At 73.2% G+C, this 12,881-nt stretch carries 11 protein-coding genes; 5 read left to right on the forward strand and 6 right to left on the reverse strand.

What is annotated here, in order from left to right:
• Positions 1–18: 18 nt before the first annotated feature.
• The 5 genes from IE275_RS24840 (at position 19) to IE275_RS24860 (ending at position 6,787) form a co-directional block, all read left to right on the forward strand.
• A complete protein-coding gene (locus IE275_RS24840) occupies positions 19–834 on the forward strand; it encodes a class I SAM-dependent methyltransferase (RefSeq protein WP_189713610.1) in 816 nt (271 codons plus the stop codon).
• A complete protein-coding gene (locus IE275_RS24845; RefSeq protein WP_189713611.1) occupies positions 831–1,787 on the forward strand; it encodes a UbiA family prenyltransferase in 957 nt (318 codons plus the stop codon). The genes IE275_RS24840 and IE275_RS24845 overlap by 4 nt, the downstream gene beginning before the upstream one ends.
• Before the next feature lie 11 nt (positions 1,788–1,798).
• Positions 1,799–3,100 (forward strand): nucleotide sugar dehydrogenase, encoded by a 1,302-nt coding sequence (locus IE275_RS24850; RefSeq protein ID WP_229870530.1) that lies wholly within the window; start codon positions 1,799–1,801, stop codon positions 3,098–3,100.
• Complete coding sequence (locus IE275_RS24855) at positions 3,100–4,329, forward strand: benzoate/H(+) symporter BenE family transporter (protein WP_189713612.1); 1,230 nt, start codon at positions 3,100–3,102, stop codon at positions 4,327–4,329. The genes IE275_RS24850 and IE275_RS24855 overlap by 1 nt, the downstream gene beginning before the upstream one ends.
• Before the next feature lie 190 nt (positions 4,330–4,519).
• Positions 4,520–6,787, forward strand: a complete 2,268-nt coding sequence (locus IE275_RS24860; protein ID WP_189713613.1) for an ATP-binding protein — start codon at positions 4,520–4,522, stop codon at positions 6,785–6,787.
• Positions 6,788–6,884: 97 nt separating this feature from the next.
• Here IE275_RS24860 and sigJ read toward each other — a convergent pair whose 3' ends face one another.
• From sigJ to IE275_RS24890, 6 genes are all read right to left on the reverse strand, one after another.
• Positions 6,885–7,796: an RNA polymerase sigma factor SigJ gene (gene sigJ, locus IE275_RS24865; RefSeq protein WP_189713614.1), complete on the reverse strand. Its 912-nt coding sequence runs from the start codon at positions 7,794–7,796 to the stop codon at positions 6,885–6,887.
• Between the two features lie 23 nt (positions 7,797–7,819).
• On the reverse strand, positions 7,820–9,547 hold the full coding sequence (locus tag IE275_RS24870) for an AMP-binding protein (RefSeq protein ID WP_189713615.1): 1,728 nt from the start codon (positions 9,545–9,547) through the stop codon (positions 7,820–7,822).
• Positions 9,544–10,026: an ester cyclase gene (locus tag IE275_RS24875; protein ID WP_189713616.1), complete on the reverse strand. Its 483-nt coding sequence runs from the start codon at positions 10,024–10,026 to the stop codon at positions 9,544–9,546. Before IE275_RS24875 ends, IE275_RS24870 begins: the two co-directional genes overlap by 4 nt.
• Positions 10,027–10,147: 121 nt before the next feature.
• Positions 10,148–11,674: an MFS transporter gene (locus IE275_RS24880; RefSeq protein ID WP_189713617.1), complete on the reverse strand. Its 1,527-nt coding sequence runs from the start codon at positions 11,672–11,674 to the stop codon at positions 10,148–10,150.
• A 148-nt stretch (positions 11,675–11,822) separates the two neighbouring features.
• Positions 11,823–12,473, reverse strand: coding sequence for a mycothiol-dependent nitroreductase Rv2466c family protein (locus tag IE275_RS24885; protein ID WP_189713618.1), 651 nt, complete (start codon positions 12,471–12,473; stop codon positions 11,823–11,825).
• 14 nt (positions 12,474–12,487) lie between these two features.
• A complete protein-coding gene (locus tag IE275_RS24890; protein WP_189713619.1) occupies positions 12,488–12,838 on the reverse strand; it encodes a DoxX family protein in 351 nt (116 codons plus the stop codon).
• Positions 12,839–12,881: the final 43 nt, after the last annotated feature.

A 12,881-nucleotide genomic window follows, 5' to 3' on the forward strand; every position in this document is an offset into this window, starting at 1 on the left:
CAGTCCAGGGAGACCGTCATGACGAGTGCGCCGGCATCGCAGAGTTACGTGTTCGACCCGGTCTGGGAGAAGGAGACCGAGCGGCTGCGGACCAACGAGGCGATCTGGGACCCCGGCACCCTGGAGCGCCTGGCCGCGCTCGGGGTGGGCCCGGGCTGGAACTGCCTGGAGATCGGGGCCGGTTCGGGTTCCGTGGCGAGCTGGCTCGCCGACCGGGTGGGCCCCGACGGCCGGGTCCTGGCCACCGACCTCCAGACCGACCGGCTGGGCGCGCTGGCACGCCTGCCGCAGGTGGACGTCGTACGGCACGATCTGCGGGAGGAGGAGCTGCCCGAGGCGGCCTTCGACCTCGTGCACTCCCGGATGGTGCTCCAGCACCTGCCCGACCGGGCCGCCGCCGTCGCCCGGATGGTGCGCGCGCTGCGGCCCGGCGGGGTGCTGTTCCTGGAGGACACCGACTCCTCCACCCTCTTCCGTTCCTTCCTGTCCGAGGACTTCCTCCAGGACGTCCGGGCCGCCGGGTACGGGCTGATGCGCGAGTCGGGCCACGATCCGCGCGGTGGTCATGTCGATCTCCAGCTGGTCCTGGCCGCCGGTCTGGAGGCGACGGCGGAGGGCCGGGCGGTGATGGTGCGCGGCGGCTCCGACCAGGCCCGGCACTACATGCTGTGGCTGGAGTTCATGCGGCCGCGCATCGTGGGCGCCGGGCTCCTGGACGACGCCCGGATCGACGCGGCCCTGGCGGATATGGCCGACCCCGCCCACCACTGGCTGAGCCAGGTGCTGATCAGCACGGTCGGCCGCAGGGCGGGCGGGGCGGAGCCGGGGCGATGACGGCGACGACCTCGGCGGCGCCGCGCCCGGGCGTACGGGAACGGGCGGGCGCCTACGCGAAGCTGGCGAAGCTCTCGTTCTTCGACTACTACCTGTGCGTCCTGGTGGTCCTGGCGCTGCTGCCCACCGCCGCCTGGGACGAGCCGCGCACCTGGTGGGTGCTGGTGCTGTTCGACGCGGGCTGGGTGGGCGTCGTGGCGGCCACGGTCGCGCTGGACGACGTCACCGGACTGCGGGACGGCAGCGACGCCCGCAACTACGACCCGACGCAGGCGCTGCGGGCCCGGGACCGCAAGCCGCTGCTCGACGGCCGGCTCACCCTGCGGCAGGCGCTGCGCTTCGGCTGGGGCTGTGCCGCCGCGGGCAGCGCACTGTGGGCGCTCACCGCGCTGGTCGCACCGCACCGGCCCTGGTGGGCGCTGGTGGCCGCGGGCTTCTCGGTGGTCATCAGCGTGCAGTACTCCTACGGCCTCAAGCTCAGCTACCGGGGCGGCCAGGAGGCGGTCATCTGGCTGAGCACCGGCCTGTGCGTGCTGGTCCCCTTCGCCCTGCTGAACGGGGAGATGACCGGCGCGGCCTGGCTGGAGTGCTTCCTGTTCGGGCTGTGGAGCCTGATGGTCTCGGTCTACTCCAACATCAACGACGTGGACGGCGACCGGGCGGCCGGCCGCCGCAACCTGGCCACGAGCGTCTCCCCGGGCCTCTACCGGGGCTTCATCGCCGGGCTCTCGCTCGCCGAGACCGGCGCGATCGTCCTCGCCGCGGCGGTCGGCGCGGTGCCGTGGTGGTTCTGCGCGTTCCTGCTGCCCGTGGTGGGGATGCGTGCCCGGCAGGCACGCGCGGGGCTCGTCGCGGGTGAGGTGCTGTCGGCCCGCAAGCAAGGCGTCACCATCCACCGCTGGGGCGTCGTCCTCCTGATCGCGGCGAACCTGCTTCTCGTGCACAACGGCTGAAAGGGCACACCATGTCCCAATCGATGAACGGCGACGCCCCGCGGCGCACGGGCCGTCGGGTTGCGGTGGTCGGCCAGGGGTATGTGGGTCTGCCGCTGGCGGTACGGGCGGTGGAGGCGGGGCACACGGTCGTGGGCTACGACGTGGACGCCGGCCGGATCGACCGGCTGCGGTCAGGCGACTCCTACGTGGAGGACGTGGACGAACGGCGGCTGGCCAAGGCGCTGGAGTCGGGGGCCTACCACCCCACGACCGACCCCGGCGAGCTCGCCGGCTTCGACGTGGCCGTGGTCACCGTGCCCACTCCGCTGCTGGACGACGTACCCGATCTGACCTGCATCGAGGAGGCGGCGCTGACGCTGGCCGGGCATCTGCGGCCGGGCGCGCTGGTGGTCCTGGAGTCCACCACCTATCCGGGCACCACCGAGGACGTGTTCGGGGCGCTGCTGGAGAAGGAGAGCGGGCTGCACCCGGGCACGGACTTCCATCTCGGCTACAGCCCCGAGCGCATCGACCCCGGCAACCAGCGCTGGACCCTGGAGACCACGCCCAAGATCGTCTCGGGGGTGGACGCCGCGTCCCTGGAGCGGGTCGCGGAGTTCTACGGGACGGTGGTGGAGCGGACCGTGCCGGTGCGCGACCCGAAGACCGCCGAGCTGGCCAAGCTCCTGGAGAACACCTACCGGCACGTCAACATCGCCCTGGTCAACGAGATGGCGGTGATCGCGCGCGAACTCGGCGTGGACGCCTGGGAGGCGATCGACGCGGCCTCCTCCAAACCGTTCGGCTTCATGCCGTTCACGCCCGGCCCCGGGGTGGGCGGCCACTGCCTGCCGGTCGACCCCCGCTATCTGTCCTGGCGGGTGGAGCGGCAGCTGGGCCGCCGGTTCCGGTTCGTCGACCTCGCCAACGACGTCAACAGCCAGATGCCGCACTACGTGGTGCAGCGCCTGGTCGAGGCGCTCAACCAGCTCCAGCGTCCGGCGAACGGCTCGCGGGTGCTGCTGCTGGGGCTGGCGTACAAGCGCAACAGCGGCGACGCCCGTGAGTCGCCCGCGCTGCGGGTCGCGGAGCTGCTGCTGCGCACCGGCGCGCAGGTGCACGCCGTGGACCCGCACGTACGCGAGACCGCCCCGCTGGACGCCCGGGTGCGCCGGGTGGCGCTGACCGAGGAGGAGGTGGCCGCCGCGGACGCGGTGGTGCTGCTCACCGATCACGACGACTTCGACTACGACGTGGTGCTGCGCGGCGCGCGGCATGTCCTGGACTGCCGGCGGCGGCTGCGGCCGGCCGCCAACGTCGAGATTCTCTGATGGCGGAGGTCTTCGCCGGCCGCGCCCGGCAGGTGTGGCGGGACGCGTCCCTGTCCGCGGTCGTCGCGGGGGCCGTCGCGGTCGTGGTCTCCTTCGCGGGACCGCTGACCATCGTGGTGCAGGCCGCGCACGCCGGCGGGCTCGACGAGGCCCGGCTCTCCTCGTGGATCTGGGCGGTCGCCGTGGGCAGCGGGGTGACCGGGTTCGTCCTGAGCCTCAGGCACCGCGCGCCCGTCGTGGCGGCCTGGTCGACACCGGGCGCGGCCCTGCTGGTCACCCAGCTGGACGACGTGCCGTACGCGACGGCGATCGGGGCGTATCTGGCCGCCGCCGCGCTCACCGTGCTGGTGGGGGTGACGGGCTGGTTCGACGCGCTGATGCGGCGGATTCCGGCGGCCGTCGTCTCCGCCGTGCTGGCCGGGATCCTGCTGCGGTTCGGCCTGGACGCCTTCGGGGCGCTGGAGGACGGCCCCGCCGTGGCCGGGGTGATGCTCGCCGGGTACGTCGTCCTCCAGCGGGTGGCGCCCCGGTACGCCATCGCGGCCCCGCTCGCCGCGGCCGTGGCGGTGGCGGCCGTCACCGGCACGCTGTCCCTGGGCGGCACCCGGCTGTCCCTGGCGACCCCGGTGTTCACGATGCCGGCGTGGCCGGCCGAGGCGCTGGTGAGCCTGACCCTGCCCCTGTTCCTGGTCACCATGTCGGCGCAGAACGCGCCGGGGGTGGGGGCGCTCAGGGAGGCGGGGTACGCGGTGCCCTCGGGGCCGCTGGTCCGGGACACCGGTGTGGCGTCCGCCGTCTTCGCGCCGTTCGGTGCGCACGCCCTCAACCTCGGCGCGATCACCGCGGCGATCTGCGCGGGGCCGGACGCCCATGAGGACCGTGACCGGCGTTATGTGGCCGGATTGAGCTGTGGGGTGCTGTACATCGCGGTGGGCCTGTTCGGGACGACCGTCGCGGGGCTGTTCTCGGCACTGCCGCCGGCCCTGATCTCGGCGGCCGCGGGCGTCGCCCTGCTGGGTGCCCTCGGCGGCAGTCTCTCGGGAGCGTTCACCGAGGCACACAACCGCGGCGCCGCACTCGTCGCGTTTCTCACCACCGCCTCCGGTGTGACCCTGCTGGGACTCGGGGCGGCGTTCTGGGGTCTGGTCTTCGGGACGGCCTGCCGCGTGATACTGAGGCAAACAAAGCAAAATACGAATTCGACCAAGGAGCCCGTGCGGCGCGAATAAGCCAAACAATTCGGCCGGTAAGTACCCCGAGGACTGTTGGCCGTATGCTTTACCTTGCAGTTCACGCAAGGTAACGGACGGGGGATATCGTGCCGAGCAACAGAATTCAATCACCTCGACGCAAAAAGTCCACGATCGGGAAATCCCAGTGACGGCCGGGGCGATCGGCTCCGGCAAACTGTGCCCGCAATTGATCATCGACTCACCGTCCCGTGCGCCCGGCCACCGCACCACGCTGGTGGGACGCGATCTCGAGGTCCTCACCCTCTCCGCCCAGCTCGGCCGGGAGGAGCACCGGCTGATCACCCTCACCGGCCCCGGCGGTGTCGGCAAGAGCCGGCTGGCCTGCGCGGCCGTGGCCGACGTCCCGATCGCCCGGGTCGCCTATCTCGACCTGCACGAGACCGTCGGCGGCAGCGGGCTCGCCGAGACCCTGGCCGCCCGGCTGCCCGACGAGCCGAGCCTGCTGGTCCTCGACGGCTTCGAGCAGGCCGCCGACGCCACCGCCGACGCGGCCGACACCCTGCTGAGCCGCTTCCCCCGGCTGCGCATCCTCACCACCAGCCGCCGGCCGCTGCGCCTGTACGGGGAGCGGCTCTTCCCCGTACTCCCGCTGCCGGCCCCGCCGCCGCCGTACCGCCAGGACGCCCTCGAACTCCAGGACTACGCCGCGGTGGAGCTGTTCGTCGACCGGGCCCGGGCGATCGACCCGTCGTTCGCGCTGACCGCGCAGAACGCCCAGGCCGTGGCGGAGATCTGCACCCGGATGGACGGGCTGCCGCTGGCGATCGAGCTGGTCACCGAGAAGCTGCGGCTCTTCCGGGTGGACAGTCTGCTGACCCGGCTGCGCGAGGGCCGTCCGGTGCTGGGCGGCGACCACGCCGCACGCTCGCCGCTGCACCGCAGCGTCCGCTCGATCACCGAGCACAGCTTCCGGATGCTCGACGAGGAACAGCGCGCCCTGCTCACCCGGCTGTCGGTCTTCACCGGCAGCATGAACCTCACCACCGTCGAGGTGTTCTGGGACCTCCCCACGCACCGCACGGAGCAGGTCGTGGAATCGCTGGTCGGCCTCCATCTGCTGCGGGTGACGCCGGGTGGCGGGGAACCCCGGTTCACGATGTTCAACACCGTCCGCGAGTTCTGCCTGGAGCGGCTGACGGCGACGGGTGAGCTGCCGGACGCCCGGCGCCGGCACGCGGAGCACTTCCTGTCGCTGGCGCTCCAGGCCGAGGACCGGCTGACGGGTCCGCAGCAGGCGCAGTGGCTCCAGCGGCTGGCCCCGCTGCACGAGGACCTGATGGCCGCGCTGACCCATCTGGAGGCGAGCGGCCGCCGGACGGACGCCGCCCGCGCCGCCCTCGCCCTGCACCGCTTCTGGCTGGTGCGCGGCCATCTCACCCTCGGTGAGGAGTGGCTGGCCAAGGCGTCGACCGCGTTCCTCGCCGCGCCCGGGCACGGGGAGCTGACCGCGCGGGCCGAGGCGGCACGCGGCCAGCTGGCCCTGGCCCGCGGCGACGCACGGCTGGCGGCGGACTGCTTCCGACACGCCGCGCGGGCCTTCCACGAGGACGGCGACACCGTCCACGAGCACGCCGCACTGGCCCGGCTCGTGGTCACCCACCAGCCCGCCGGCCCCTCGGCGGTCCGCAAGGCCGCGGTGCAGCTGCTCCACTCGGCGGCCGGCGAGGGCGCGAGCGTCGAGGTGGCGAACGCCGCCCTGGCGCTGGCCACCGGGAGCCGGCTCATCGACGCCAAGCTCGCCGCCGACCTTCTGGAGACGGCGAACGCGCTGTTCATGCGGGCGCGGGACGTCCGGGGCGAGGGGCTGGTGCTGGCCCTGCGCGGCGCGCTGGCCGACTCGCGGGGCGACCAGGCGCTGGCGGAACGGCTGCTGTGGGAGAGCCTGCACCGGCTGCGGTCCGTCGGGGAGCACACCATGCTGCCGACCGTCCTGGAGGGCCACGCGCTGCACCTGTGGCACCGGCTGCCGCACCAGGGGCACCGGGTGGCCCGGCTGCTGGCGGCCGCGTCCGCCCTGCGGGAGGCGACCGGCGCCCATCCGCTGCTGATCGCCGGCGAGGTGACGGCCGCCCTGCGCGAGGCGCGCCGGCTGCTGTCCGGGCCCGAGTACGAGGCGGCCCGGCGGGAGGGGCGCGTGCTCTCCGCCGACGCGGCGGCGGGTGAGGCGCTCGCGGTCGCCCCGCCTGCGGCCGAGCCCGCGTCGGCGGTGTCCCGTCCGGTGCAGCTCACGGCGCGCCAGTACGAGGTGGCCATGCTGGTCAGTCAGGGGCTGACCAACCGCCAGATCTCCCAGCAGCTGCGGCTGTCGGAGTGGACCGTGGTGAACCACGTCCGCCAGGTCATGCGCCGGCTGGACGTGCCGTCCCGCATCCATGTGGCGCAGTGGGTGCTGAACCGCCAGCGCCGCAACGGCCTGGGCAGCGTCGCGGAGTGAGGGGCCCCCGGCGGCCGTCCGGCGCGCCGGGCCCGGTCACCGGCCACCCCCGGACGGGCGGGCCCGGGACCCGCCGGCGCGCGGCCGTGCGGGCCGTTCAGGGCGTCGCCGGGATCCGGTCCAGTTTCTCGGGGTTGCGCACGGCCCGTACGGCGGTGATCCGGGGCTGTGCGCCGGTCAGGTCGATCTCCGCGACGACCACGGCGAACACGCCGGCCGGGGTGGCGAGGACGGCGGCCGGCTCGCCGTCGTACTGCTCGTGCATCCGGACGACCAGGCCGGCCGGGTAGCGGCCCGCCGTGGCCGCGAAGTACTCGGCGATGGCGGCGGCGCCGTGCAGCGGCACGCGCGGGGTCTCCGCCTGGCCGTTGCCGTCGGCCCACATGGTCACGTCGGGGGCCAGTACCGCCATCAGCGCCTCCACGTCGCCGTCGAGACAGGCGGCGAGGAAGCGTTCGGTGATCTCGCGGGCCTGCCGGCGGTCCGGCTCGAAGCGCCGGTGGCGCAGCCGCACATGGCGCCTGGCCCGGCTGCCGAGCTGCCGTACCGCCTGCTCGCTGCGGTCGACCGCCTCGGCGACCTCGGGGAAGCTGAAGCCGAACACCTCGTGCAGCACGAACACCGCGCGCTCCAGCGGGGAGAGCGTCTCCATCATCACCAGGACCGCCATGCTCAGCGACTCGCCGAGCAGCGAGGACTCCACCGCGACGTCGGACGAGACCAGCAGCGGCTCGGGCAGCCACGGCCCCACGTACTCCTCGCGCCGGGCCCGGCTGCGGCGCATCTGGTCGATGGCGGTGCGGGTGACGGCCCGCACCAGATAGCCGCGCGGATCGGCCACGGCATCCCGGTCGACGCGCCGCCAGCGCAGCCAGGTCTCCTGGACGACGTCCTCGGCGTCGACGACGGTACCGAGCATGCGGTACGAGATACCGAACATGAGCTGCCGGTACCGTTCGAACGGATCCGCGGTCCCGGACCGTTCGGAGACGGCTGTCGCCTCGGCCATGACTCCCCGTTCCCTCAGTTCCCTCAGGGTCGGCGCTCGTCGCGATCGCTCGCCAACTGCCCTGCCGAGTCTACAATCATGGCCTTCAGCCGCTCGTACCGAATCTTGCCGTTCTCGTTGCGCGGCAGCTCCGGGGACACCTCGAGCAGCCGGGTGGGCAGATACCACCGGGTCATGCCGCGTTCGACCAGGATGCCCACCAGTTCGGCCAGGGTCGGGCAGCGGTCCCCGTCGGCCACCACCACCGCGCACGAGCTCTCGTGGCCCGGCTCCTCCTCGTAGCCGACGATCACCACCTCGCGCACCCCGGGATGGCGGAGTATCTCCTGTTCGACCTCGGCCACCGGGATCATGAACGTGCCGCCGACCCGCCGGCTCGCCCGGCCGGCGAAGCGGATGCCGCCCCGGCCGTCCTCGCGGACCAGGTCCCCGGTGTCCAGCCAGCCGTCGTCGCAGCTCCACGTCTCGTGGAACGGCTCGCCGGAGCCCGGCTTCCAGAACCCGACGGCCAGCGAGGCGCCCCGGACCAGCAGCCGGTGGATGCCGTCGTCGCCGGGGCCCGGGAGCAGCCGCATCTCCAGCCCGGGCATCGGCGAGCCGTCGCTCTTGGCGGCCCAGTCGCAGGGGTCGTCCTCGCGGGTCCGAAAACCCATGCCCGCCTCGGTCATCCCCCAGCACGAGCGCACCAGGACCCGCAGCTCGTCGTGGATCGCGCGGGCGAGGTCCGCCCGTACCGGAGCGGCGCCGGTCATCACGAACCGCAGCGAGGGCAGCGAGCGGGGGCGCTGGCGCTGCTCCTCGAGGAGCTGCTGGACGAAGGAGGGGGCCAGGAAGGTCTGGGTGACCGAGGCCGCCGACAGCAGTTCGAGATACCGCTCCGGTGCCCACACGTCCTGGTAGGCGCCGGTGCCCCCGGCGAGGATCGGGCCCCACACGCAGTACAGCAGGCCCGCGGGACCGGTGACGGGGTGCGGGGTGCTGAACACCTCGCGGGCCGCCCAGCCCCGCTCGACCGTGCTGGCCCCCGCCCCGGTGCCCGCGTACAGGGTGTTCTCGGTGTGCAGCACCGCCTTGCGCTCCCCGGTGGTGCCGGAGGTGAACAGCAGCATGCAGACCCGGTCGAGGGCCTCCCCGGTCGGCAGGCGCGGTGGCGCGAGGCGTTCCTCGTGCGGGGTGCGCAGGAAGTACTCGCGGAAGTCGACCGCCCAGGGCGGGACCCGCTCCCCGTGGACGACGCCGTGCCGCAGCCAGGGGAGCCGGGGCGCGATCTCCTCCAGCGCGGCCACGCAGTCGTAGCCCTCCCAGGTGTCCACGACGACGCACACCTGGGCGCGGGCCGCCGCCAGCATGCGCTCCAGCTCCAGGGCGCGCAGCGTGGGCAGCAGGGGGACGGCGATCGCGCCGGTCCAGCAGCAGGCGAGGGTGAGGGCCGCCACCTCCCACCAGTTGGGCAGCTGGAACGCGACGCGGTCGCCCCGGCGCACCCCGAGGGAGGTCAGGGCGGCGCTGAACCGGCGGACGTGGAACGCCAGCTCGGCGTAGCGCACGGTGGTCGTCCGGCCCTCCTGCGCGCTGTAGACGACGATCGCCGGGGCGTCGGGGCGCTCGGCGGCGACCCGGAGCAGATCGTGCAGGACGGAGGTGTTCCGCCACCATCCGCGCTCGCGGAACCGCTCGGCGACGTCCCCCGGCACCCGCAGCCCGGCGGCGGCCTCGATGGACCAGGGGTGCTCGACGAGCGGCTCGGTCACGGGCGGCTCTCCGCCCGGGGAGCGGAGACGATCTCGGGGGCCGGGTCGACGGCGTCCGTCACGTACGCCACCCCCCACGCCTCCTTCTGGAGGAAGTGCAGCCCCAGCGTGCTGACGCCGACCACCTGCTCGACGATCCGCCCGTCCTCGATGCGTACGGTGTGCTGCTCGATGCTCGACCCGCTCTCACCGGTGGGCGCGTTGCCGAAGTACGAGCCGGTGTTGTGCCAGTGGAGCGCGAACCGGAACGCCGCCCGGGTGCCGTCGGCGCTGAAGAACTCGTCGTGCAGGACGGCCCGGATGCCGGGGTGGGCGTGGTGGATCTCCTGGCAGAATTTCAGCAGGAATTCCACACCCGTCACCCCCCAGGCGGTGGGCGCGTACATCGTGACGTCCGGGGCGTACAGCTTCTCCAGGGCGGCCCAGTCCTGATCGCCGAGCGCCGTGATGTAACGCTGGATGACAGTCTTTTCCGACATGGGAATTCCTCCTCGGGAACAGTGCGAGAACGGGGAAGACGGGAATCCACGAATACGGGATTCCGGGATTCCGGGAGTCCGGTAGTCCGGGAAAGGGGACGGTGGGTGAGGGGGAATTCCGTCAGTCCAGGGCCTGGGCCACGTCCGCCCCCGCGCGCGGTGCCGCGGGCTTCTCCGCCTCCGGCTCCGGGGCCGGGGCGGGCGGCGGCAGGAGCAGTGCCAGGGCGGCGGCGACGACGGCCACGGCGACCGTCAGGAACAGCCCGTAGCGCACGGCGTCGGTGAGGCCGTCGGCGTACGCCGTGTCCGTGAGCCGGCCGGCCTGCTGCCGCACCTCCTCCGGTACGCCCTCGGCGGCGAGCCGGTTCTGGAGCAGCGCGCCGACCGCGGCCGCGCCGACGACGGCGCCGATCTGGCGGAACGTGGTGAACATGCCGGAGGCGACGCCGGTCAGCCGCGGCGGGATCTCCTGCATGGCGAGGGTGCTGGTGGGCGCGAAGACCAGGCCCATGCCGATGCCGAACACGATCTGGCCGGGGATGACCGCCCAGACGCTGGAGTCCGCCTCGGCCAGGACCGCGGTCAGGGCGATACCGGCGCCGAAGACCAGCAGTCCGGGGACGAGGATCTTGCGGCCGCCCAGCCTGCCGACCGCGTTGCCGGCCACCGGCGCCACGAACAGGGAGACCAGCGGTCCCGGTACGAGGGCGAGACCGGCCTCGCCCGCGGAGAGCCCGAGGACGGACTGGAGGTAGAGGGTGAGCGGCAGCAGCACACCGATGGAGCCGAAGAGCAGCAGCGCCCCGAGCGTGGCCGAGACGGTGAACGCGCGGCTGCGGAACAGCTCGAACGGCACCAGCGGGCCGCGGTCCTGGCGGGCGCGCTGGTGCAGCGCGAAGACCCCGAGGAGTGCCACGCCGAGCACCAGGACCAGCGGGATGCTGAGGAAGGACTCGATGGTGCCCCAGTCGTAGCGCTCGCCCTCGATCAGCCCGTACACGATCAGGCTGAGGCCGGCCGTGGACAGGACGGCGCCCGGCAGGTCCAGCGAGGTCTGCCGCCCGGTCCGGATGTCGGGCACCACGACGACGGCGCCCACCAGGGCCGCCACGCCGATCGGTACGTTGATGAAGAAGATCCAGCGCCAGTCCAGCCCGGAGACCAGCGCGCCGCCGACGGTGGGGCCGGCGACCGTGGCGAGGCCCGCGACCGCGGACCACACGCCGAAGGCCGCCCCGCGCCGCTCCGCCGGGAAGACGGCGCTGATCAGGGCCAGCGTCTGCGGCATCATCACCGCGGCGCCGAGCCCCTGGACCGCCCGGGCGGCGATCATCTGCCCCGGGGTGTCGACGAAGCCGCACACCGCCGAGGCCACGGTGAAGACCGCGAGCCCGGCGGTGAAGGTCCGCTGTGCCCCGAACCGGTCGCCGAGCCGTCCGGAGAGCAGCAGCAGCGCCGCGAAGACCAGCATGTAGGCGTTGGCGAACCAGAGGATGTCGTCCAGCGAGGCGCCGAGCCCCGCCGCCATCTCGGGAATGGCGATCGTGACGATCGTCGTGTCCAGGAGCGTCATGAAGAAGCTCGCGCAGAGTACCGCCAGCACCAGCCAGGGGTTGCGCTGCCCGGCTTGCGGTGCGTCCGTGCCCATCCCGTCGCCTCTCGTTCGTAGTCGTGTGGGGTGTTTCACCAGGACCGACGCAGCCGGGCGCGCGACTGTGACATGGGTGGGGCCCCGGGTGCGCGGATCGCCCGGGACACAGGGTCCCGGGAACGCCGCCCGGCCCGGGGCCGCGCCCTCACTCGAAGACGGGACCTCCCGAGCGGGCCCGCTTCAGTTCCGCGAAGGCCGGGACCGAGGCCGCGAGCAGAAGGGCGTCCCAGAGCCGGGCGGCCTCCTCGCCCCGGGGGATGGGGGTGACCACGGGGCCGTTGAAGGCGCGCCGCTCCCCCGCGGCGCCGGGGACCGCGACGACCGGGCTGCCGGACTCCTCGCCCACCGCGGCCTGGGACCGCTCGTGGGAGGCGCGGACCTCGGCGTCGTAGGTGTCGACGTCGGCGTGGCGGATCAGGTCGGCCGGGAGGCCCGCCGCCGTCAGCGCGGACTCGATGGCCTCCAGCGTGGGGCTGGGTCCCTCGCCCTCCTTGTGGAAGCGGGTGCCCAGTTCCGTGTAGAGCCGGGCGATCGCGTCGGCGTCGTGCTCCTGCTGGGCCGCGACGATCACCCGGACCGGGCGCAGGCCCTTGGGGCCCACCAGTTCGTGGAACTGCTCCGGTATCTGCTCCAGCCGGTCCTCGTTCAGGATGGCCAGGCTCATGACATGCCAGCGGATGTCGAGGTCGCGCGAGCGCGCGGCCTCCAGCAGCCAGCGTGACGTCATCCACGTCCACGCGCACAGCGGGTCGAACCAGAAGTCGACGGGCGTCGGGGACTTCACCGTGTCGGTCATGTGTTCTCCTCCGCTCAGACCGTCGCGATGCCGAACAGGAGCGGCGCCGCCGCGACCACCATCAAGGCCGCCGGCATCGGCAGACCCTTGGTGTCCTTGGCACGCAGGTGCGTGGTGATCGCGCCGATGAAGTAGACGATGATCCCGACGCTGGCGGCAATGCCCAGCGGCCGGTAGAAGATGCCGGCGAGCAGACCGAGCGCCCCGGCGATCTCCAGGGCGGACAGCCGCGGGAACCAGCTGTCGGGTACGCCGATCTTGTGCATCCCCTCGGTGACCTTCTCGTCCCGGACGAGCTTGGCTCTGCCGGAGCCGATCAGGACCACGGCGAGCAGGCTCGCGACGACGACATAGGCGATGAACACGGGTGACTCCTAGTGCGCGGTGAAAACGGGGACGTGGAAGACG

Source organism: Streptomyces phaeofaciens (assembly GCF_014648915.1).
In the GTDB taxonomy this organism is placed as follows: domain Bacteria; phylum Actinomycetota; class Actinomycetes; order Streptomycetales; family Streptomycetaceae; genus Streptomyces; species Streptomyces phaeofaciens.

Coding starts and splice junctions, on each gene's coding strand:
- IE275_RS24840 (WP_189713610.1), top strand. CDS start 19: ATGACGAGTGCGCCGGCATCGCAGAGTTACGTGTTCGACCCGGTCTGG.
- IE275_RS24845 (WP_189713611.1), top strand. CDS start 831: ATGACGGCGACGACCTCGGCGGCGCCGCGCCCGGGCGTACGGGAACGG.
- IE275_RS24850 (WP_229870530.1), top strand. CDS start 1,799: ATGTCCCAATCGATGAACGGCGACGCCCCGCGGCGCACGGGCCGTCGG.
- IE275_RS24855 (WP_189713612.1), top strand. CDS start 3,100: ATGGCGGAGGTCTTCGCCGGCCGCGCCCGGCAGGTGTGGCGGGACGCG.
- sigJ (WP_189713614.1), bottom strand. CDS start 7,796: ATGGCCGAGGCGACAGCCGTCTCCGAACGGTCCGGGACCGCGGATCCG.
- IE275_RS24875 (WP_189713616.1), bottom strand. CDS start 10,026: ATGTCGGAAAAGACTGTCATCCAGCGTTACATCACGGCGCTCGGCGAT.
- IE275_RS24880 (WP_189713617.1), bottom strand. CDS start 11,674: ATGGGCACGGACGCACCGCAAGCCGGGCAGCGCAACCCCTGGCTGGTG.
- IE275_RS24885 (WP_189713618.1), bottom strand. CDS start 12,473: ATGACCGACACGGTGAAGTCCCCGACGCCCGTCGACTTCTGGTTCGAC.